Here is a 22762-nt window from a genome sequence, read left to right on the forward strand (position 1 = left end):
ATAGCACCAAATCACCGGAATAATCAAACTTTAAGTGTTTTGTAACACAACTGTAATATTGCACAAAAAAAGAGAGCCATTGCTCTCTATATAATAAATTATTCTACAATCCCAGATTCGGATCCACTTCAAACCCCAAATCGCTGAAGTCCCCACCATTAACATATTCCAAGTACCCTTGCGCAGCTATCATCGCGGCATTATCTGTGGTATAAACTGGCTTTGGATAATATAATTTAAAGCCATGCGTCTTCTCTTCCTTAGCTAGTGCCTCGCGTAGGGCCTTATTATTCGATACGCCGCCGGCTAATACTATCTTGTCATAGCCGAGCTCATCTTTCAAATCAACTGCCTTCTTTGCAAGTACATCGACTGCGGCTTTTTGGAAGGAGGCTGCGACGTCTGCCTTATTCACTTCTTGACCTCTTTGCTCCTCATTATGCAAATAGTTTAGCACGGCTGTTTTTAATCCCGAAAAACTAAAATTATAGTCGCCGGACTTCATCATAACTCGTGGAAGCTCGATAGCATCTGGATTGCCTTCCATAGCGAGCTTTTCTATCTCTGGTCCACCCGGATACGGTAGTCCCAAGGCTCTGGCAACTTTGTCGAAGGATTCGCCTGCTGCGTCATCAAGTGTCCTTCCAACTAAATCATAATCGTAGTAGTCCTTCATATTGACAAGGTAGGTGTGGCCGCCTGAAACGACTAGCGAGACGAATGGCGGCTTTAAGCCCTCTGTAGTTATGTAATTTGCTGCGATGTGTCCCTTCATGTGATTAACTGGAACTATCGGCACGCCCAAGGACATTGCTAAGGCCTTTGCAAATGAGACGCCAACAAGCAGGGCTCCGATGAGTCCCGGTCCCCTCGTTACAGAGATGAATTCTATTTCAGATAAGTCAGTTTTTGCCTCATTAAGTGCCTCTTCCAAAACCGCCGAGATTGCTTCGATGTGCATTCTTGACGCAATTTCAGGCACTACGCCTCCGAATTCTCTGTGCGTTGATATTTGAGTTGCTATGACATTTGACAAAACTTCTAAATCGTCCAATATGGCGATCGATGTCTCATCGCATGAACTTTCTATCGCTAAATGTTTCACTTTCTCCTCCACATAAGCACTGCATCTTCACCATGGTAATAGTTTTTGCGAGTGCCTTCTCTTAAAAAATCGTACTTTTCATATAAATTTATCGCCTTAAAATTGCTTTGGCGAACTTCTAAGGCAATGGCTTTGTCTTGAGCTTCCTCAATTGCTTTTGCTAATAGTTTTGCGCCTATGCCCTGTCCCCTCATCTCTTCTGAAACAGCTATATGCATCAGATCCGCCTCGTCGTACAAAATCTTGATGTCGACAAAGCCTTGCACGGCTCCCTCATCGTCCACGTATACAAAGGCCTTGGAGCTTTCACTTTTTAGCTCGCTCTCTACGACGCCAACTGTCCAAGGGTCATCGGTTTTTGATAAAATTTCATAAATCGCATTCAAGTCGCTAAGTTCAGCTTTTCTAATCACTTTTTATCTTCCTCGGCTTGCGATGACTTCATGTAAATCGGTATCGCACCGTATCTGTCTTCGGCTTTCATCTCGTCCATGTGGTCTATAACGTAGTCAAGGACTTCCTTTGCTATGGGTTCGTTCTCTCTATAAAGGCCAGAAATGACATTGTCCCCGAACTTTTCCTTATATTTTCCATAGAAATCGCCCGGCATTATTATAGTGCCACGAAGACCATTAACAATACTAATAAGCTCATCAAGGGTGTATATGCGCTCCTCATTTACTAGCTCAAAATCATTTTCATAGCTATAAAGCGCTGCAAAGGCTCTATCGCGTCTCGCGTCAATCGCTGGAACGATGTACTTAAGCCCTTTGTAGCGATAGCTCATCGCCTTAAGCGAAGACACTGTATAAATTGGCTTATTGTCTTTGAAGCTAAACGCCTTAATCATGGCGGCGGCTATCCTAAGTCCTGTGAATGAGCCAGGTCCCTTGCTCACGGCAAAGGCATCAATCTCGTCCACTTTTAAACCAAAGATGTCTAAAATCTCCTTTGCCATCAGGGCAAGCTTTTCGGAGGCGCTTCTGTCGTATGAAACGTTGAACTCGCCTCTCACAACGCCGTCAACTGCAAGCGCCGCACTTATATATCTACTTGAACTGTCTAAACTTAAAATCTTCATATAACCTCTAAAAATCAAAATTTGTTTCTAAAATTCGGCTCTCGCCGTCCTTAATTAGGCTTATCTTTTTCGCGTCTTTGAACTCATTTTCAATCGCTTCAGGCCACTCAATTAGGCTGATTGTACCGCTGTCGTATAGGTAGTCATCCAGTCCTAGCGTATCTAGATCCATGGACTTTGTCAGTCTATATAGGTCGAAGTGGTATATCGCCATAGCTTCTGCCTTATAAACATTCATTATAGCGAAGGTCGGGCTTGTTACGTAATCATCTGAGCCAAGCGCCTTGACTATGGTCTTGGTGATGGTTGTCTTGCCGGCACCCATTTCCCCTTTTAAAAGGATGATATCGCCAACACCAATTTTCTTCGCTATACACTCGGCGGCGTGCCTTGTATCATCTAGTGTTTTCAGTACTTCTCTCATACTATGCCTCACTCCTCACGTGATCAAGGTAAGCGTAGATAAACTTGTCGATGTCGCCGTCAATGACTTTTTGCACATCAAAGTTCTCTACATCTGTCCTATGGTCCTTGACAAGCATGTACGGATTGAAGATGTAGGAGCGTATCTGCGAGCCCCACGCAATCTGTGAGTAGTCGCCCGTAAGCTCATCTATGGTCTTTTTACGCTCCTCTTCCTTGAGCTGAACAAGTTTGCCGTACAAAATACGTAGAGCCACCTCTTTATTTTGCTTTTGGCTACGCTCGTTTTGGCAAGTTGCGACCACACCAGTCGGTATATGCGTGATGCGAACCGCTGAATCAGTAGTGTTTACGGATTGACCGCCAGCGCCTTGTGAGCGGTAGTAGTCTATCTTTAAATCCTCTTCCTTTATATCTATCTCGATATTTTCATCTATATCAGGAAAGACATCGACCGAGGCAAAACTTGTGTGCCTCTTCTTTTGGGCGTCGAAAGGCGATATCCTAACAAGTCTGTGAACACCGCGCTCTGCCTTTAAAAAGCCATAAGCGTAGGCACCTAGAACCTTGAAATAAACGCTTCTGATGCCGCCTTCGGTGTCGGCTAGATAATCGATGAGCTCAAGTTTATAATCATGATCCGCTGCCCATCTCGTGTACATGCGGTAGAGCATTTCCGCCCAGTCTTGAGCGTCGGTGCCGCCAGTACCTGCGTGAATGGATACGACCGCGCCGTTTTTGTCATATTCGCCGTCAAGTAGCGTCCTTACCTTAAGTTCTTCGAGCGCCTTATCAATTGTCTCCGCCAAACATGAAAGAGCCTTGTAATTATCGGGTCTTTCTTCTTCGTATAGCTCGATATAGACTTCCATGTCCTCAAGATTTGAGCCTATCTCTTCATAAGTGTTTAGAGGCGTTGTAATGTCTTTGAGCTCATTAATTACAGCATCAGCCTTATCTTTATCGTCCCAAAATGACGGCTCAGCCATCGTTTTCTCAAGCTTATCTTTAATCTTTTTTAGACCATCCGCGTCAAAGATAGTCTCCTAATTTAATGTATCTTTCCTTAAAATCCGCGTAATCTTCTTTATACTCTTGTAAGGTCTTCATTACTCATTCCTTCCACAGCAGTTTTTGTACTTCTTGCCGCTTCCGCATGGGCAAGGATCGTTCCTGCCAACTTTTTTAGTTTTTCTAACGAATGGCTTCTTCTTTTCGCCGGCATTATCGCCTTCAAAGCCTTCCTTTATATTCTTATTTTGTTCTTTTCTCTTAACCTTGCTTGGATCTTCAACGTGGAATAAAATTCTTAAAGTATCTTCCTTGATCGCTTCGTTCATCGCCTCGAACATGTCAAAGCCTTCAATTGCGTAGGCTCTAGCAGGGTCCTCTTGCGCCATAGACCTAAGTCCAATACCTTGTTTCAACTGATCCATCGCATCGATGTGATCCATCCACTTGTCGTCAACAACTTGTAAAAGCACGATTCTTTCTACTTCTCTGAACTTTTCAGGAGTAAATTCTCTTTCCTTCGCCTCATATTTTTTAAGCGCGTGCTCTGTAAGCATGTCAATAAGCTCGTCCTTGTGAACGTCCTTTATGTTTAAACCATCAATATCTTCCATGTCTATATCGAAAATGGCTTTTAAGTGCATGAATAGTGAATTGAAGTCCCAGTCGCCACAGTCTTCTTTTTCGAAACACATAGTATTTACAAAACCAGCTACGACATCCTTGATCATGGCTATGATATTGTCCCTAAAATCAGCGCCATCAAGCAGTTTCTTTCTCTCAGAGTAGATAACTTCTCTTTGCTTGTTCATTACGTCATCGTATTTAAGTACGTGCTTTCTGATTCCGTAGTTATTTCCTTCGACCTTTCTTTGAGCCGACTCGATTAGCTTTGTTAATAGTGGTGATTTGATCGAATCGCCCTCCGGCATCTTCATCATATCGATTGCGTTTTTAAATCTATCGCCGCCAAATAGACGCATCAAATCGTCCTCAGCCGATATATAGAATGTCGATGAACCAGGGTCGCCTTGTCTACCAGCACGACCACGAAGTTGGTTGTCGATACGTCTTGACTCGTGTCTTTCAGTACCGATGATGTGTAAGCCGCCTGCTGCAATAACCTTAGCCTTTTCCTCTTGAAGCTCATCCTTGTATTTTTCAACAAAGTCTTCGTATTCTTTTCTATTCTTTAAAACTTCAGTATCCTTTGTGTCCTCGTGAGAATCAACTTGAGCCATCTCTTCTTCAGATAGACCCTTTCTTCTCATCGCTTGTTTCGCCATAAACTCAGGGTTACCGCCTAAGATGATGTCGGTACCACGGCCCGCCATGTTAGTCGCTATAGTAACTTGACCCAAACGGCCAGCTTGAGCAACTATCTCCGCTTCTTTGTCGTGGAACTTCGCGTTTAAGACCTCATGCTTGATGCCAGTCTTTTTTAATAGTTTTGATAATTCTTCAGACTTTTCTATGGATATGGTTCCGACTAGAACCGGTTGACCTGTTTCGTGTCTAGCCTTGATATCATCAATAACTGCGCCAAATTTTTCAGCCTCAGTCTTATATATCTCGTCAGGATTGTCAACTCTGATAACTGGCTTGTTAGTCGGTATCTCAATAACGTCCATGTGGTAGATGTCTTGAAATTCCTCTTCTTCAGTCTTTGCAGTACCAGTCATACCAGAAAGTTTTTTGTACATTCTAAAGTAGTTTTGGAAAGTTATAGTCGCCAAAGTCTTTGACTCACTTCTAACCTCAAGACCTTCCTTCGCCTCGATAGCTTGATGAAGACCATCAGAGTAGCGTCTACCAAACATTAAACGGCCAGTAAACTCGTCAACGATGATGATCTCGTCATCTTTCACAACGTAGTCCTTGTCCTTCTTCATAAGACTTCTAGCCTTCATCGCTTGATTGATATGGTGGATGATCTCCATATTATCAATATCAGAAAGATTTTCGACCTTGAAGAATTCTTCAGCCTTCTTAGTACCAAGCTCTGTTAATAGCACAGTTCTTTCCTTTTCGTTGACAATGTAGTCCTTAGTCTCTTCCTCTTCTTCCTCTTGCTTAACAAACCTATCAAGCGGGTCAATCTTTTCATCAGGGTCTTGCACCCTAACCGATAGCCTTGATACAAAAGTCTTGGCAAGCTCATAAAGGTCAGTAGATTTGTCGCCTTGGCCAGAAATTATTAGAGGTGTTCTCGCCTCATCTATTAATATAGAGTCAACTTCGTCGACAATCGCGTAATTTAGCTCTCTTTGCACCATATTTTCCTTGTAGATAACCATGTTGTCCTTTAGGTAGTCAAAGCCAAATTCATTGTTAGTACCATAAGTTATGTCAGATGCGTAAGCTATTTTCCTCTCATCCTTAGGCATATCGTGAATAATGCAGCCAACAGATAGACCAAGGTATTCAAAAACCTTGCCCATCCAGTCCCTGTCACGCTTTGCAAGGTAGTCGTTTACAGTAACGATGTGCACACCCTTGCCCTCAAGCGCATTAAGGTAGGCTGGCATAGTCTCAACCAAAGTCTTACCTTCACCAGTTTTCATCTCAGCGATGCGGCCTTGATGCAAAATGATGCCGCCTTCGACTTGCACCCTATATGGTGTCATGCCTAGAACCCTCTTAGAAGCTTCCCTAACAGTTGCAAATGCCTCAGGCAAAATGTCGTCAAGCGTTTCACCGCCCTTAAGTCTTTCCTTTAATTTATTAGTATTACCCTTTAATTCCTCGTCAGATAGCTTAGAGTAAGAATCCTCCAAAGCCATAACCTCATCAACTTGTGATCTGTTCTTTTTAATAGCCCTATCAGATGTAGAGCCAAATATTTTTGAGAATAATCCCATGTTTTCACCTTCTTTATATTACTTCACCCTTTATTATACCCTATTTTGTGGGAAATTACAAGAATTTTAATCATGATAATGGATGGGGTGGGTTTTTAGATTTAAAATACGTAAGTATTTTGAATCGCAAGAAAACTTTTGCAAAAAAGTTTTCTTATTTTATATAGTTTTATTTTTTCATCGAAAAGTGTATTACTCGTGACTTAGGCTTCCCAAATTGGAAATTTCTAAAAGCTCGTTCACTTGCAAAACCATATTCGTTACACTATGCTCCACTAGATGGTTTTGGAAGAACCTCGTTCTTAAGAACGAGAACCTTGGTGCAAGACACTTGGACAGTTCACTTCGCTAATAAATTTCACAATTTGCTCAGATGCGTCACTTCGTTAATAGCACTTTTCTTCTGTATATGAGATGAAATTGTATTTGGTTGCTTTACAAGTGTTTTAAAAAACTGAGCAAAATTTATCTTCGCGATAATAGTGAGAAAATTGATTTTCACGAGCGCAGCATTCGGAATAAATTGAATTAATTTCTTAATGAAGATGTCTGCCCGCGAATCCATTTAGCTGAGCGAAGCGAACGGATATGGATTCACAAGACATCGAGTTTAGAAATTAACAATTTATGTAGACCAGCAAGCTAAGGAAAGCCGTAAGTTTAATCAAATCGACGTTCACTTCGTTCCGTCTCTTTGTAAACTCTGGCATAAGGCATGCATAGCCAATCGAACATCGCTAACACTCGTTCTCTTGGTGCATGGACTTAACAATTTTCGATGTGCAATTGCCAATTTGCCCCACTAAGCTGCGTGGAACTATCTTTTCGATATGCAAATCAAATGCAAAATTAAAGAGAGCCAATATATAAATTATTGACTCTCTCATATAACTTCTATTAACTATTAATAATTAATTAGTTTCTAGGACCCATGTCAAGAAGCATTCTGATTGTATCGATAAGTTCTTGAACTTGTCTTGAAGATGCTCTTCTTTGAAGGATTAGCTTGTTAGCTAAATCGATTGCGTCTCCTAGTTCTTTTCTCTTGTCTCCGTTCATTCTAGCTTTTCTAGCTAAGTTTCTGTGTTCTCTTAGGTCGCTTCTTTCAGTTGAAGTAATTCTGTGGTCGTTTTGTAGTTGAGCTATTGCTTTACCTACTGCTGCATCTAGCATATCTGATGCTTCATAGATTTCTTTAACTAATGATTGTGGTCTAAGTCTTATTGAAGTAACTTCTCTAATAACTTTGTTTAAGTCGTCTAAAACGTATTGAGGAGCTTCTTTAAGGTCTGTTCTGTAAAGTGCTCTAGCTTTAACTAGCTTGTGGTCAAGGTCGCTTCTTACATAAAGGTTAGCTGTATCGTTTGGTGTTAAATCTGGGTAACCTATAAGTTTTGCTTTTAGTGCTTCAAATTCAGCCATATAAGCTTTCATATCGTCAACTGTATGGAATGGGCTTACTGCGATTACTAGACCTTGGAATACATATTCAGCGATTTCTACGTGTGCTTGGTCAACTTTATATCTTAAAGCTGTTGTTGCAAATCTCATTGCTACACATAGTCTACCAACTAGCATTAATCTTTGAGGGATTGATGATAGGTCGTAGATTTGTGCAAATCCCATACCAATTCCGCCAACTGCTTCTGGTGCGTATGAGTTTTCAATGTTAGCTTCTAATTCGTCAGTTTTTGCGTTGAAGTTTTCAAGCATTTCTCTGTTTGTTTTGTTGTGTGGTGTGATGTCTTTTGCTTCGTCTCTTATAGCTTGAACTTGTCTTTTGTAAACTTCTAGATCGTTTACTTCGATATCTAAATCGTCTTCGCCAATGGCTGCTTCGTCGTCGTTAACTATCTTAGCTGATGCAACTGTAGTTAATACAGTGTTAAACATTAATAATAACGCTAAGAAGATTGTCATAAGTTTTTTCATTTTTTATCTCCTTTCATTTATAGACTATCTGTATGAGAAGTCTAATTCTTTTACTTGGTCTTTAATTGTTACTTTTGCGTGGAAATCTTTTAGCCATACATAAAATTCAAATCCGTTGAATTTTACTCTGCCTTTTCCTTGGCTCATATAAACTTTCTTTGTTAAAGTTTTGCTGCCAGAAGTAACCTCTACTGTCATATAACCGTTATATGCTCTGCCGTTATTTAAAGCTTCTACTTCGATAGAGAAGATACCTGCTCTTCTTTGAGTGTTTTCTACTCTAACGATTTCGATGTTATCTTCTAATTTTCTTTCTTTTACTTCTACATAAACTGAGCCTCTAACTCCATTTTCAGAAGTAGCAAATACTTTAATAAGTCCTGGATGTAGTGCTCTTACAAGTCCTGTAGTTTTGTCAACGTCTGCTATAGTGTCGTTTTCTGAACTGTATGATAATGATTTATTAACTGCTTCTACTGGATAAACAAGTGCTTGAGCTGATAAATCATAAGTGTCTCCTACTGTCATAGTGATTTTATCTGTAGCAAAATCAACGCTTTTTACTATTGTCTTGTCATGTTGAATTGGTGGTTGATCGTCATGTCCTGGATTTGGGTTTGGATTTAAATCGTAGCCGTAATTTTGTCCTGTTGCTTGTAGTGGTGGGATTTGATCCATGTATCCGCCTTGTTCAACAACGTATAATGTAAATTTGCCTTGAACGTTGTTATCTTTAGCAATAACAATGATTTCAGTTGATCCAGTCTTTTGTGGAATGATTTCTCCAGCGCTTACTCTTGCGATATATGGATTAGCTGAGTAAATGATGACGTCTTTATTCTTTACTTCGTTTGGGAATATAACTGGTCTGATTCTTGTCTTTTTATCTATAGTAATATATCCAGCTGGTCCTTCCATAAATTCAATTCTGTCTACTCTAACCTTTGGTCCAGTTATCTTTTCCATTTCAGCATGAACTTTTTCGACTTGTGCATCAAGTTCTCCACAAGTTACATCAATTCTCCACCACATTCTAGAAGCGTTGTCTATAGCTTCTTTAAGTGGTCTTGCTCTAAATTGTTTAGTCACGCTGTTTTGACTGTTATAAACTCTTCTTGCTTCTGATAGCTCTCTACTAAAAGCGGCTTTCTTGTAGATAGTTGCTATGTCTTCAGGTCTAAGATCTGGATATTGAAGTAATTCTTGTTGAAGTGCTTCAAATTTTTCCATGTACTCAACGATTTGTCCTTCGCTTGCGAATGGATTAACTACATATAATATACCTGTTAAGATATATTCTGCAATCTTAGTGTGAGCAGCTACTACTTTGTTTGAAAGTTCAGTAGTTGCAAATCTTATAGCGCGACCGATTCTAATAAGAAGTTGTATTCTTACTGGAATTGTTGTTAGATCATAAACTGATCCATCTGCGATACCTTGTACGGCACCAGATACTCTTTCTTCGCTTATTTCAAGCTCTCTGTTGATGTCTTTAGCAGCTTCATGATACTTATCTAGAAGTTCTTTTTCATCAGCATTCTTTGGCTCGATATCTTGAACGCTTTGAACGGCGTTTTTAATATCAACCTTTAAGTCAGAAATTTCTAGTAATACTTGATCCTTTTGTGAATCAGCTTTTACTACGCTGCCTAGAGGGCTAAATACTGTTACTAAGATTGCCAATGCCATGACAAATGATAGTACATTCTTGTAATTTTTCATAGGTAAACCTCCCCTAAATTTATTTATATAATTGGCTAAGCCACTTATACCAAATTAATTATATGAATATTTAATTGATGTTTCTTCACCATAAATATTAAGCGTAGATGTAAATTCTTTTCTCCAGTTAGCAAATCTGCCAGCTGTATACTCGATTTGAGCTTTACCGTCTGTAAATTTAACAGTGTTTGTAAGTTTACGGCCGTTTCCCTCTGTTGTTATAGTAGCGTATCCATCAAAAGGTTTTCCATCTACCATAGCTTCGGCTGTAAGTGTGAATCTAGCTGATGTTCTTGTAGCTGAATTTCTAAAGTATAGTATCTTTACTACAGGATTAGCTCCATATGCAGGTTTTGTTAGGTCGTATGAAAAGTGTAGTACTTTTCTTTCGCTTCCTACTGTAAGTGTTGCGACAAAATCGTCGTGTCCTAAGCCAAAGGATGCAGCTGTGAACTCTCTTACAATGTAGCCTTCTTTAGCCCAAAGCTTTGATGTGATTGTCTTGCCATCAAGTGCTTCTACTTCTAATGTTGTATAGCCTGTGTATGGTTTGCCATTTGCTTCAACATAGGCATTTACTCTAAATATGCCTGAGTGGCGCTCTGTATTTTCAAGACTTATGATTCTTATATCTTCTAAGTCTTCTGTGAGTATCTCGCCATACTTGCCAAATCTTATAGTCTTTTCTTCGTTTCTTATCTTAAGTGTAGCTTCAAATCTGCTTCTCGAAAGAGCAAAGTCTCCGCCAAGATACTTAGCTACAACTTTTCCTGCGTTAAAGTAAACTTTTCTTTCGACTACTTTGTCATCACTTTTAACTATGATTGTGGCGGCTCCATTGTATGGCTTGCCATCAACTGTTGCCTCGCCATATAATCTGAAGATACCAGATCTTCTTTCTGAGTTAGTAAAACTTGTTATTTCAATAACTTGTTTGTCGTAGTCAGGTACTACCTTTGCTCTAAATGTTGTCTTTAAGCCCTTATCAGTCATTACAGTTATGTTTGAGTAGCCTACACTCCTAGCAACTAGTATACCGTCTGGTCTTGCTTCAATAACATTTGGATGATCTGAGTAATAAATGAAGTTTCTCTTAGCTGTTGCTGGATAAGTGCCAACTAGTGGCTCTAGGTTAAATGTTTTTCCTTCTGTTATAACGTCTGATTGTCTATTCATAAATAATGATATAGCAACGTCTGGGTCAAGTTCAGGTTTGATTGGGTCTGGCTTTTTGTCATCAGGAACGCCAGGTTTTTCTGGTTCTGGTTCAGGTTCAGGAACATAATCGTTATTGCCTAAAACTTCAATCTTTTCTCTTCCTGGAATTCTTATGCCCGGATTAACTACTTGTACGTTAAATCTCTTCTCTAAAGTGCCGTCCTTAGTTTTTATAAAGACGTTAGTATTTCCAGGTGCTACTGGATAAAGTATGCCGCCTTCTTTAAATACAGCTACCTTTTTATCCATGCTGCCAAAAACTAGTTCAACATCATCAGCATTGGCTGGCTCTAAAGTGTATCTTAGTATACCTTTTTTATCAATCTCGATAACGCCTTGGCTGCCTTGATTAAAAGATATATCTCTTAATTTTACTTTTCCGTCTATGATTATATCGCTGCCAGAATCGTCAACTTCGTCTAAGTCCTTTTCAGGAACCTCATCGCCAGTTGTTGTGATAGCTTTGATACAGAAGTTTGCGTTTGCAATTGTTTCTGTTAAGTCCTTCCAACCGCTACCTGTTTTTGAGTAGAACGATTGTCCAGGAGCAGATGCTGCCTTAGATGTGTAACCGCTAATTCTTGATTCAATAGCAAGTGGTGTGTTGTTTTTAGCTCTTTGTGAATTCATATAGACAACTACAGCAAATTGTTCGCCTTCATCAAGCTGTTGTGGTGTGATGTCTATAGTGTAGTAACCTGGATAAAGTATATTTCCTTCAGCAACTTTTACTCTGTCGTCTGATAGCTGAGATGTTTTATCGATGTGTCTTACTACATAAACCTCATAACTAGTTTGATTAGAAACGTTAAATACACCAACTTCGTGAAGAAGTTCTTTGTATTTAGCTGTGTAGATGTTGGCCATGTATCCCTCGCCCTTAAAGCCTACAGACCTTGTTGCTCCAAGAGGGTCATATTGATGAATGATACCTCTTAAGTCTTTTTTCCTTGGAACAAAAACAGTTGGGCTCTTACCTATAAAGCCATCGTAGTATGAAACATAGTAAAAACCAGAGTCCATATACTTATTGCCCCAAGAGTTTTTACAAATCCAAGCTCCATTGCCTGGTGCATTTTGAGTAAATGCTGTTGCAGGGAAAGTATCGTCCCAACCAACTATAGTTACAGCGTGGTTAGTAGATCCATGACCTGGGTTATACATAGAGTTTGTACTTTTGTTTTCATAGTAAGATGTAGAGTTAACAGTAGTATAAACACCGCCGTACTCATTTATAGCCCACTTAATGTTATCAATTTCATTGATGTTTGTTACGTCTGGAAGGTAGATAACTTTGTCAATATCTAAAATTCTTCTTAAGTCGCTTTTTGAAACAGTTATAACTGGATCATAAGGGTCGTCATCTTCAGATATAGGTCCCTTGCCGCTTGCAAAGTAAGCAGTTGCCATATCGCGGTTACCGCCCTTTTCAGCAGACCAGTCAAAGCCGTGCATATTTCTTAAGTGTTTTTCACTAAAATCGTATAGGCCCTTCTTTTGTCTTAATAATATGGATTCCATAGATCCATATGTAGCGAATGCCCAGCACGAACCATTTTGTCCTTGGTCTTTAACAGGAGATACCATGCCACTTTGTCTTAAGTCGAATTTAGCAGGATAAAACTTCGCTGCTCTCATAGATCTAGTTCTAAGCTCTGGAACAGTTGCTTTAGTGTCAACCTTTAGCGGTGCAACACTTAAGTCTTCCCCATCAAAATTTTCATTGATCTCGCTTATTTGCAAAGAAGAATCTTCCTCACTATCGTCAGGTACTAAAACTGTTTCTTCATTGTTGTTATCAAATTCTAAGCCGTCAAAGTTTTCTGCCTTAGATATGTTTGGAAGATTGCTAGTTAATATTAAACATAGAACTAAAAGAAAAACTAAGTTTCTAAATTTTTTACTTCCCATTGATATCCTCTCCTTTCATTATATTTTTACATGTTGATGTAAACAAATTTTATAGAAATTTTTTCAATTAGTATAAGCTAATAGTATAAATTTCCTAACCTATTATAATATATTTTGCATCGTTTTTTAAATAAATTGCAAAATTTTTTTCAATTTTTGCTAAAAAATACTACAAAAGTATGACAAATTTCTTTAAAATAAAATATTTTTCTATAAAAATACTACTTTTGTCTATAAATTTTTTTGATATTAATCATTGTAATTTCAAATACTTTGTGATATAATCAATAATTGTAAACAGTATAACGTTGACGGTTTATCGCGGTACAATTGTTTTGGGTATACGTCTTAATGATGCAACTTATTTTTTTATAAATTCATTTTCTTTTAAGGGAGGTATGTAAATGAAAAGAAAATTTCTTAACAGTATTTTAAGCCTTATTTTAGCACTTATAATACTAGTCACACCGGTAACAGCATTTGCTGAAGATTTAGAAGTATCAGACCCTTTGGTCAATCAAGTAAATCGAGCAGATATTGTTAAGAAAGATGAAATTACTGATCAGATCGATGGCTCTTTCTCGCCTATCAATCCCGAGTACAACAAAGTAAGGTCATCAAAGCAAGATGAAGCGTTCTATGGTTTGCGCGTGAGCCCTGTGCTTTACAACGCAAACTATGAACTAGAAAAAAGCAAGGAGTTCGCTCCGTGGAGAGAGCGTCAAGCAGCTCCAAGAAAGTATGACCTAAGAGAGCACAATCGTGTTACTTCAGTCAAAAATCAAGGCCCTAACGGCTCTTGTTGGTCATTTGCATCGTTTGGATCAGCTGAATCAGTTTTGATGCCCGAGTACAATGACTTTAGTGAAAAGAACATGAGAAACACTCACGGCTTTGACTGGGGTCCAGACCAAGGCGGTACTTGGCAAGTAGCAAGTGCCTACTTAACTCGTGGCTCTGGTCCTATCGCAGAAAGAGACGAACCATACTCACCTTATGATTTTTACTCTCCTAGAGGATTAAGAAGAGTTAAAGACGTTGATAAGATTATGAATATACCAGATGTTAGAGGCGGCTGGGATACAGATACCTTAAAGCAAGCTGTTATGGAATACGGCGCTGCTTATACAACTGTTAACGGTGATGAATCGTACTTAAACTCAAGAACTATGGGTTCATACAACCCAGGCTACCGCGGCTATGCTAACCACGCTGTTGCTATAGTTGGTTGGGACGATAATTTCTCTCGTTATAATTTTGGTATCACTCCTCCAGGAGATGGCGCTTGGTTAATCAAGAACTCTTGGGGACAAAACTGGAAGTACATGGGCGGTTATTATTGGGTTTCTTATTATGACGGTTTTGCAGGCAGAAGCAATGCAATTTTTAAATTAAAGGACATGACTCCTAACGAAGAGATTTGGTATTATGACGACTTAGGTATGACAAGTACCTATGGTAATGGTCAAAGTGCATATTTCTCAAATGTTTTCGGCCCAGTTAATTCTAGTAAAGATGTTTATCAAGTTGGTTTTTTCGTTCCGTCAAATGGAGCAAGATATGAAATATATATGACAAAAGGCAGAGGACAAGTTTCTTTCAACGACAGAGTAAAAGTTGCTGAAGGAAGTGTTACTTATGCTGGCTATGTTAATGTCCCTATAAGAAAGTTTAACGTTTCAAACGGAGAATACTTTGCCCCTATAGTTAAGCTAACAACTCCAGGATATAACTATCCAATCCCTGTTGAAAACTACATCAGTGGCTACTCATCAAGAGCAAGAGCGGGTAGAGGCGAGTCCTACATTTCCTACGACGGATCTAGATGGACTGATATGACTCAAGTTAGATACAATGCTAACGTCGCTTTAAAGGCTATGACAGTTCCAGGAGGTTCTTCTCCATCTTATGATAAGAAAGTTTCTTCAATTGAATTTAATGAAGATCCACTAAATATTAAAGTCGGAGAAAATTATGAAATAAATCCAAGAGTTCTTCCACAAGACGCTGCAAATAAAAATTTAAACTACTCTGTTAATCCAAGCGGAATTGTTAGTGTTAATAACGGCGTTTTAAGAGCTTTAAGAAAAGGAACAGCAACAGTAACTGCTACAGCTACTGACGGCTCTTACAAGAGAAATTCATTCACTGTAAATGTTTTAGATGACGTTCAAAATGTAGAAGTAAAAAATATTATCTTAGATAAAGAAAATATTAAATTAAAAGTTAATGAAACAAGTACAATCAGAGCAAGCGTTGAGCCAAGTAATGCTACAAACAGAGCTATATACTGGACAAGCACTAACACAAGAGTTGCCACAGTTCAAGGAGGCTTCGTAAAAGCCATAGCTAAGGGCGAATGCGACATCATCGCTAAAACTGCTAACGGTGTTTATAAAAAAGCTCATGTAATTGTTTATGATGAAAATAACGATAATGATGATAATGACAAAAACATTATCAAAGTATCATCATCTGTATACGCTAAGACTATAAAGCAAGGCTACAGCCAAAGTGTTACAGTTAATTCAAAGGACTACCTAAACAGAAATCTTCGCTATGTAATGACTGAGATTGAACTTATCGCTCCAGATGGAACTAGCATAAATAAATCAGCCTACTCTGACTACTATGGCAACGCAAAATTCAATTTCGGCGCCAATGAAATTTATGCTACAGGTGAATACACTGTCAATATCAAGGTTAGCGGCGGAACTTACAAAGCAAATACTGATAAATTAACATTTACAGTTGAAGATTCTCGTCCAAGTTTTGATGTAGAGGTAAAACCTATGTCAAAAGAAATCATGAACAACCAAAAAATTCAACTAGCAATCAAAACTACTGCTAACGGCAGAAACTTAAGAAATGTAGACCTAGATATCGAGATAGTAACTGCAAGTGGCGCTGTTCATAAAAACACAGGCAGAACTAACTACTACGGCAGAGCAAACTATTTCTACAGTCCAGACGGAGGACAAGAAGGCACTTATACAGTAAAAGTTACAGCTAGAAGCTCTCAATACAAAGACGCCGTTGGAACAGCAAGCTTTGAAGTTAAAAAATACAGAAACCCTTATCACCTAGATATGTCTTTCGAAAAAGATAGTGAAAGCTACAAATTAGGCGATAGAGCTGAGATAAACATTAAAGTTATTGACCAAAGAAAATATGGTGTAAGATACTTACCTGTTAAGATCGAAGTAAGTGGTCCAAATAACTTTAAGTATAATTTAACAAAATATACTAATAACTATGGTATAGCCACAGTCTACATCACTCCAACTAAGGAAATGGGCGATGGCGAATACACTATCAAGGCAAGCGCAAGCAAATACGGATACGACGACGCTTTAGGTGAATACAAGATTGTTTTCGGCGATAAAAAGCCTATCGATCCAGTAGACCCAGTTATACCTGAAGAAACTATCTACAAGATGATAGAAACTGACGAAGCTCAAAAACTTATCGAAGAAAATAAAGGCAATGAAAACTTTGTTATCTTTGACGCAAGAACAAAGGCTGAATACAACGAATCTCACATCGATGGCTGCATACACCACGATTATTACCAAAAAGATCATGAAGATTTTATAAAAACACTAGATAAGAACAAAACTTACCTACTATACTGTAGAACACAAGTTCGTTCAGGCGCTACTGCTGAGATTATGAAAAAGCTTGGCTTTAAAAAGATTTATTGGATGAACGGCGGTATGACTAAGTGGCTTAGAGAAAATCGTCCATCAGTCTTCCCTGAATACGATAAAGCGCTTGATATCAATATCGGCGCAGAAAAATCAGCCTACACCGCTGGCGAAAATGTTGTTTTAAACGCAAAAGTTACTGACCTTGATGCTAACGGCGTAAGAAAAGCAAATATCGATTTAGTCTTACTTGATGACAATGGCAAATCTATCGATAGAAAAACCGTTCAATCAGGCAATACTGGTGAGTTCACAGTTAATTTCACAGCTCCAGCAAAGCTTGGCAAATACACAGTAGAAGCAAAGGCTAGCTACAACGATTTCAAAAATGCGAACGGCCTTGCATCTTTCGATGTAGCCCAAAGCGAAAAAGAATTTACTTCTTATGAAGAAAGAAAAGCAGCTGGCCAATACAAGCACTTAAAAACAACTGATTTTGAATACGAAGCACTACAAAAACATTATGGCAAGAACCTTCTTCAATATTATGTAAAGGATGCAAATCTAAAAGATCACAGAATTTCAGACCTTATAGACCCTAATAAGAAAACAGTTTTAGTCTTTGGTTACCCAGGATGCGGAGCCTGTGTAGAAATGTGGAAGGCCATGGCACCACTTGCACACGAAAAATATAATTTCATTGAGATAGTTACTTCAGTTGAAGAAGATGTTAAATCAACAGTTAATTTTGTTGACAACGTTTTGAAAGAATTAAATATCGAGCACTTTAAAAACCATATATTCTACGATGCAGACGAAAAGATCTGGGCATCACGCCTTGGTTTCTTGACAACACCAAATACAGTTATCTTAGACGAAAACGGAAGATTAGTAAATATAGCCGGCGCACTTGATAAAGACGGTCTATATGATTTACTATACAAAACATTAGGCTTAAATGTCGATGGAAATGACGAGCCAGAAGAAGAGTACAACGCTAAACTTAGCCTAAACTTTGATAAAGAAGAGATAAGAAGTGGCGAAACAGTTAAGATCACAGCTAAACTACAAGATTTAGCAGGTAAAAACATCAACCAAGATACAATCAGATACACAATCAAGTACCCAAACGGTGCTTACAAAGACGGTGTATACGATAGAAAAACACTTTATACAGGCGAAACAAACTTATACTTCACAAGTGATGAATCAAGCGTAGAAGGCGAACATGAAGTTACAATCGAACTTATCTCAAATAATTACAAAGCAAAAAAAGTCACAAAATCATTTAGAATAGTGAAAGAAGAAAAGAAAGCTGATTATAACTTAAACATCTCCTTTGGTAAAGATAATTTCAAAAAAGGCGACGTTATCAGAATGGTGCTTGAAGTAAAAGACCAAAATGGAAACGCAGTTAAAAACGAAAGAGTTAAATTCATATTCGAATATCCTGATGGAAAATCATATAACTATGATAGACAAACAGACTACTACGGACAAGCAATGCTAACATTTACAACAAACTCCTACGTTCCAGAAGGCAAATTCACATTAAAAGCATCATTGACAGATAGACCAGAGTATACAGCCGAAAAATCATTCACAATTGGAAGCCAAGATCCAGATAAGCCTATAAACAAAGATTCACTAAGCTATCAAGACAGATACAACAACGGTGAGTTTAATCACTTACAATCAGGCGACCTACTTGGCAAATTAAGAAATGCATACGGCAAAAACGTTTCTAATTACACACTTACAAATATGCAAGGACAAACAGTTACTATCGCTTCACTAATGGATGGCCGCCGTCCAACAGTCATCGCCATGGGTTACCCAACATGTGGAGGCTGCCAAGCAAGCTGGAGAAGCCTTGTAAACATCAATAAATCAAGTTTCAACATGGTAGAAGCAATGACAAATGGAGATAGCCAAAGCATCACATCTATACTAAATAGACTTGGCCTAAGCCAAATGCTACCATATTTCCACTACAACGCAAGAAGCTTATTTAACATAATTAGCTCAAACTACGTTCCTTGCCTAATGTATCTTGATAAAGATGGCAATATAACAAACCTAAGCTACTTCAACTCAAACGAAGAAGTACTAAGCATAGTTAGGACAATAGCTGGAACAACATCAAAATAGTTATAGAAACTCTATAATAATAAACAATATTTACACTTTGGATGCTATCTAGAAATAGATGGCATCCATTTTTATTTCTTCGTAAATTTTTTATCTAAGATAATTTTCAAAAGAGTTTTGTATATAGAAAAGATAGTTCGAATGCGTTTTACTCACTAGCTAGAATAGAAAGAGCTTGTAACCTTTACGCTCGTTCGCATCTTACCATATACGTTTGCTTTGCTATTGGCAAGCACTTATCCTTAGTCTGAAGCGCAAAAAAGACGCATATCTTAATTGATATGCGTCTTTCTATTTTGATATTATATTGTTTACTTATCTAATAACATTGTATTGGAACTTCTTTTGAGAAATTCTTAAATAATCCGTAACAATGTTAAATGTAACATTATCCATCACAATAGTATTAGCCTTGTAATATCTGCCATCTGTCAATAATGTGTTGCTTGCACATAAGATGTCTTCATATAGAGGCATGCTTGGATTGATATCCTTATAAGTCAATAGTGTGTTTACACTTCTCTTTAGATATATCTTGTCAAGCACTCTTCTGAAGGCTCTGTTCGATACGTAGGCAACTTCTTGTCTTGTGATAGGCTTGTCAGCATCAAACTTCGCTGTACCATCTTGGTAAACGCCTAGCCATCCAGCTTGGTATGCTGCTTCAACTTCTTCAGTAGCCCAGTGACCGCTTCTTAGCATCATAGTGTTGCCACTTGCCTTTTTAAGGTCTTGGAATCTTCTAAGAGTTGCTACCCACTCAGCTCTAGTGATCTTGCCTTGTGGTCTGAACGTTCCATCGCTATAGCCTTGGAATACATTTGCTTGAGTAACTACTCTAACTGCGTCTGTGTACCACTTGCTTCCAACGTCACTGTAGCTTAGAGCGTAGTTTGCATCGTATCTGTAGCCGTCAGCCTTTAGAGCGTTCGCTAAGATTTGAGCAGCTTCAGCTCTAGTTAAGCCATCGTATGGTCTGAACTTGCCGTTAAAGCCTTGCATGTATCTGATTTCCTTAAGAAGTTCGTCGTTGTCGCCAACTTTGACAATCTTTTCAACTATCTTTTCTTTTTCGACAATTTTGTCTCTGTAGATAACTTCTGGATATGGTCTGCCTGGTCTATCGTCTGGCTTACTAGGTGTGAATTTTGCTAAAGCTGTTACTACGATGTCGTCTTTGCCAATAGGAGTTGTGTCAGGTTTATCCCAGCCATCAAATGCATAACCGTTAGCTGCTTGATATTTAGGTTTTGCTAATTGAGCTAAAGTAATTCCTGCATTGGCCTTAACATAATAATACTTAGTACCTGTTAACTTTAATCCTAAGTCAGCATCAAATGTTACTGTCACATAACCTTCTGGCTTTGCAGTAGGTTTTGTTGGATCTACTGGTATTATATCTTTAGAGTCATTGTATGTTGCTGTTATAGTTGTCGCTTCTTTAAATTGTGTAGGCACTGTTGGATCATATTTATCTCCGTCAGCCTTTTCTCCAAATTTCCATTCTTTGAATGTGAAGTATTGTTTACCGACTGGATCTTTTACTGGAATAGTTACTTCTTTTTCAGGATTAACCCAGAAAATCTTAGCACCTTCCATAGTACCATTGTCTGTTGGCACGAAAGTAATTTTTACAAAATTATCTGGTACTCCTTCAGGTTTTGTGTCCCCTTCTTGTGGAATTACATCTGCTGAGTATTGTGCAGTGATTGTGCTTGCCTTTTCAAATTTAGTTCTTGGTTTTTCTGAAAGTTTATATTCAGAGCCTTCTCCTTTTGCAATATCTTCTTTCGTAGTCCAATTAATAAATTTAAATCCACTAATTGCTGTTGGATCTTTTCCAGGAATTACAACTTTAGCCGCTGGATTTACATAATAGTAAGTCTTTTGTGGGTCAGTAGCCTTTGTTGTTGGGTCTACTGTTACTTTTACATAATCATCTGGTACATAGAAAGGCTTTTCTGTCAATGTTTTTGCTTCGTAGATATTTTTAACTACCTTGATAGGTATTGTAACTTCTTGAATTATGCCATCGCCACGAGTTACTTTTGCCTTTAAAGTAACATTGCGAGAAACTTCTGTCGCATCGTCTTCTTTTAATAAATTATAAAGATAATCTTTAGCTGCAGCATCAGTTGTGTATTCATTTTGACCATCAACTATTGCAAAAGTATCATCATTTGCTAGTGCTTGTGGAGTTCCACTTGCATCTTTAATCTTTACTTGTCCCTTTAATTGGTCAAGTGTCGGAATAAAATCGTTGACATAGCCTGTTCCATCTTTAAAAGATTCTTTTACTTCTAATTCATCTGCTGTGATTTGGTTATTGTCCCAAATTGCAAAGAAAGTCTTTGCTTCTTTGATGTTTTTTATAGCTTCCTTAAACTCTTCTTCAGTAAGTGGAGTTCCATCTTTTGCTGTTGACCAACCCTTAAAAGTTTCTCTTTCTTTTGTCGGATCTTCAGCCTTGTCTGTCAAAGTGCCTTCATAATCAACTTCTTTAACAATTTTTTGCTCTGCATTTGGTTCAGTAATAGAAGCAAACTTACCACCATTAGCATCAAATGTTAATGGTATTATTTCTGTCATAATAAGCTTTCCGCCGTTTATAACGTCGTAATCGAAAGTGTATTTAAACTTATTATTAACATCCTTAACAGTCTTAACTCCATCTTTTTCTTCAAAAGTTAAACCTGCTGTATTTGTTTTAACTTCTACTGTCTTTGGAGTTGTTTCAAGTTCAGAAGATAAGAAAGACCATGGACCATTCTCTTCATCTTCTTCAAAGTTTTCTACAAAACTAGATCTTAATATAGTTCTTGTTGTATCATTCTTAGGAAAATTAAAGTCATTATCTGTTTCATCATCGACCTTAAAATATCCTTCAATTTGAGGTCTGTCTGCTTCATTAACTCCTGTATGCCACTCAGATACAAATTTTGTAGAAGCTACTTGCTGAATCTTTATATCTAGGAAAGATATAGTTGCAACTTGTTTGTCCCCTTCTTGTCTCCATTGAGATTTAGGTGTACTATTAGATTCTTGGATAATAAGTTGTACATTTTTACTGTAATTTCTTTCTATTTGGACATTATAGGTGTAGGGATTTCCATCTACATCATATAAAGGTAGGTAGGTTGGCTTACCGTCACTACCTTGCCAAGTATAGGTTCCATCTTTATCTACTAATAAAGAATATGTTACACCTGTCATAACATAGCCATTTGTTTGTGTAAATAAAAGCTTTACTTTTGCCCCTTGGCCAAATATCTTATCCCAATCAAATGTAGTACCGTCAATTCCTCTTGTTGTAAGTTTTCCCTGTACATTTGCCCAATACTTTGGCTTATCAGGGTCAGCTGGTTGCGAACCATTGATATATGGAGAACCAGCGCTCCTTAATGCTTGAGGAATGTTTTCATCACTTATTTCCAATCCATCTAAAGCGTCTGTGTTCTTATGGTTTTTTTCTTTTACTTCTTCTATTATGCTAATAGATGCAGTGGGATTATCTTTAGAGAATCCCACTCCTTTTAGCTTTCCAATTGTTACTACATTATCTGGACCTTTAGTTTCTTCAGATATTATTTTTGTGTCTTGAGGGTTTGCTTGATTTGCATATACAAGACTTGGTAAGAAGGCTTGCAATAGAAAAACAAGAGCTAAAAATCCTGCCGATATTTTTTTCTTCATTCTAATT

General features: G+C 38.1%; 11 protein-coding genes. 1 reads left to right on the forward strand and 10 read right to left on the reverse strand.

The features are described 5' to 3' along the window. Positions 1-103 precede the first annotated feature (103 nt). From tsaD to M1R53_RS07415, 9 genes are all read right to left on the reverse strand, one after another. On the reverse strand, positions 104-1117 hold the full coding sequence (tsaD, locus tag M1R53_RS07375) for a tRNA (adenosine(37)-N6)-threonylcarbamoyltransferase complex transferase subunit TsaD (RefSeq protein ID WP_249242573.1): 1014 nt from the start codon (positions 1115-1117) through the stop codon (positions 104-106). After that, complete coding sequence (gene rimI, locus M1R53_RS07380; protein WP_249242574.1) at positions 1102-1518, reverse strand: ribosomal protein S18-alanine N-acetyltransferase; 417 nt, start codon at positions 1516-1518, stop codon at positions 1102-1104. Before rimI ends, tsaD begins: the two co-directional genes overlap by 16 nt. Continuing rightward, a complete protein-coding gene (tsaB, locus tag M1R53_RS07385; RefSeq protein WP_249242575.1) occupies positions 1515-2186 on the reverse strand; it encodes a tRNA (adenosine(37)-N6)-threonylcarbamoyltransferase complex dimerization subunit type 1 TsaB in 672 nt (223 codons plus the stop codon). The genes rimI and tsaB overlap by 4 nt, the downstream gene beginning before the upstream one ends. Positions 2187-2193: 7 nt before the next feature. After that, positions 2194-2610, reverse strand: coding sequence for a tRNA (adenosine(37)-N6)-threonylcarbamoyltransferase complex ATPase subunit type 1 TsaE (tsaE, locus tag M1R53_RS07390; RefSeq protein WP_249242576.1), 417 nt, complete (start codon positions 2608-2610; stop codon positions 2194-2196). A gap of 1 nt (position 2611) precedes the next feature. Then, a protein-coding gene (gene prfB / locus M1R53_RS07395) for a peptide chain release factor 2 (RefSeq protein WP_249242577.1) occupies positions 2612-3719 on the reverse strand; the annotation gives its coding sequence in 2 pieces (ribosomal slippage) (positions 2612-3643 and positions 3645-3719; 1107 coding nt in all). Continuing rightward, positions 3719-6481, reverse strand: a complete 2763-nt coding sequence (gene secA, locus M1R53_RS07400) for a preprotein translocase subunit SecA (RefSeq protein WP_249242578.1) — start codon at positions 6479-6481, stop codon at positions 3719-3721. The genes prfB and secA overlap by 1 nt, the downstream gene beginning before the upstream one ends. Positions 6482-7396: 915 nt before the next feature. Continuing rightward, the gene (locus tag M1R53_RS07405) at positions 7397-8413 is read right to left on the reverse strand and encodes a CAMP factor family pore-forming toxin (RefSeq protein ID WP_249242579.1); all 1017 of its coding nucleotides are present in this window, start codon (positions 8411-8413) and stop codon (positions 7397-7399) included. 24 nt (positions 8414-8437) lie between these two features. Further along, positions 8438-10135: a CAMP factor family pore-forming toxin gene (locus M1R53_RS07410; protein ID WP_249242580.1), complete on the reverse strand. Its 1698-nt coding sequence runs from the start codon at positions 10133-10135 to the stop codon at positions 8438-8440. Positions 10136-10189: 54 nt separating this feature from the next. Beyond that, positions 10190-13264 (reverse strand): C1 family peptidase, encoded by a 3075-nt coding sequence (locus tag M1R53_RS07415; protein ID WP_249242582.1) that lies wholly within the window; start codon positions 13262-13264, stop codon positions 10190-10192. Between the two features lie 404 nt (positions 13265-13668). Between M1R53_RS07415 and M1R53_RS07420 the strand changes: the two genes are divergently transcribed. Continuing rightward, the gene (locus M1R53_RS07420; protein WP_249242583.1) at positions 13669-19062 is read left to right on the forward strand and encodes a lectin like domain-containing protein; all 5394 of its coding nucleotides are present in this window, start codon (positions 13669-13671) and stop codon (positions 19060-19062) included. A gap of 315 nt (positions 19063-19377) precedes the next feature. On the opposite strand, the gene M1R53_RS07425 is transcribed toward M1R53_RS07420, so the two are convergent. Continuing rightward, complete coding sequence (locus tag M1R53_RS07425) at positions 19378-22755, reverse strand: S-layer homology domain-containing protein (RefSeq protein ID WP_249242584.1); 3378 nt, start codon at positions 22753-22755, stop codon at positions 19378-19380. Between the last annotated feature and the right edge of the window lie 7 nt (positions 22756-22762).

Origin of the sequence: Fenollaria massiliensis (genome assembly GCF_023347705.1) — a bacterium.
GTDB classification, from domain to species: domain Bacteria; phylum Bacillota; class Clostridia; order Tissierellales; family Peptoniphilaceae; genus Fenollaria; species Fenollaria massiliensis.

Coding starts and splice junctions, on each gene's coding strand:
- tsaB (WP_249242575.1), bottom strand. CDS start 2,186: ATGAAGATTTTAAGTTTAGACAGTTCAAGTAGATATATAAGTGCGGCG.
- tsaE (WP_249242576.1), bottom strand. CDS start 2,610: ATGAGAGAAGTACTGAAAACACTAGATGATACAAGGCACGCCGCCGAG.
- secA (WP_249242578.1), bottom strand. CDS start 6,481: ATGGGATTATTCTCAAAAATATTTGGCTCTACATCTGATAGGGCTATT.
- M1R53_RS07405 (WP_249242579.1), bottom strand. CDS start 8,413: ATGAAAAAACTTATGACAATCTTCTTAGCGTTATTATTAATGTTTAAC.
- M1R53_RS07410 (WP_249242580.1), bottom strand. CDS start 10,135: ATGAAAAATTACAAGAATGTACTATCATTTGTCATGGCATTGGCAATC.
- M1R53_RS07415 (WP_249242582.1), bottom strand. CDS start 13,264: ATGGGAAGTAAAAAATTTAGAAACTTAGTTTTTCTTTTAGTTCTATGT.
- M1R53_RS07420 (WP_249242583.1), top strand. CDS start 13,669: ATGAAAAGAAAATTTCTTAACAGTATTTTAAGCCTTATTTTAGCACTT.
- M1R53_RS07425 (WP_249242584.1), bottom strand. CDS start 22,755: ATGAAGAAAAAAATATCGGCAGGATTTTTAGCTCTTGTTTTTCTATTG.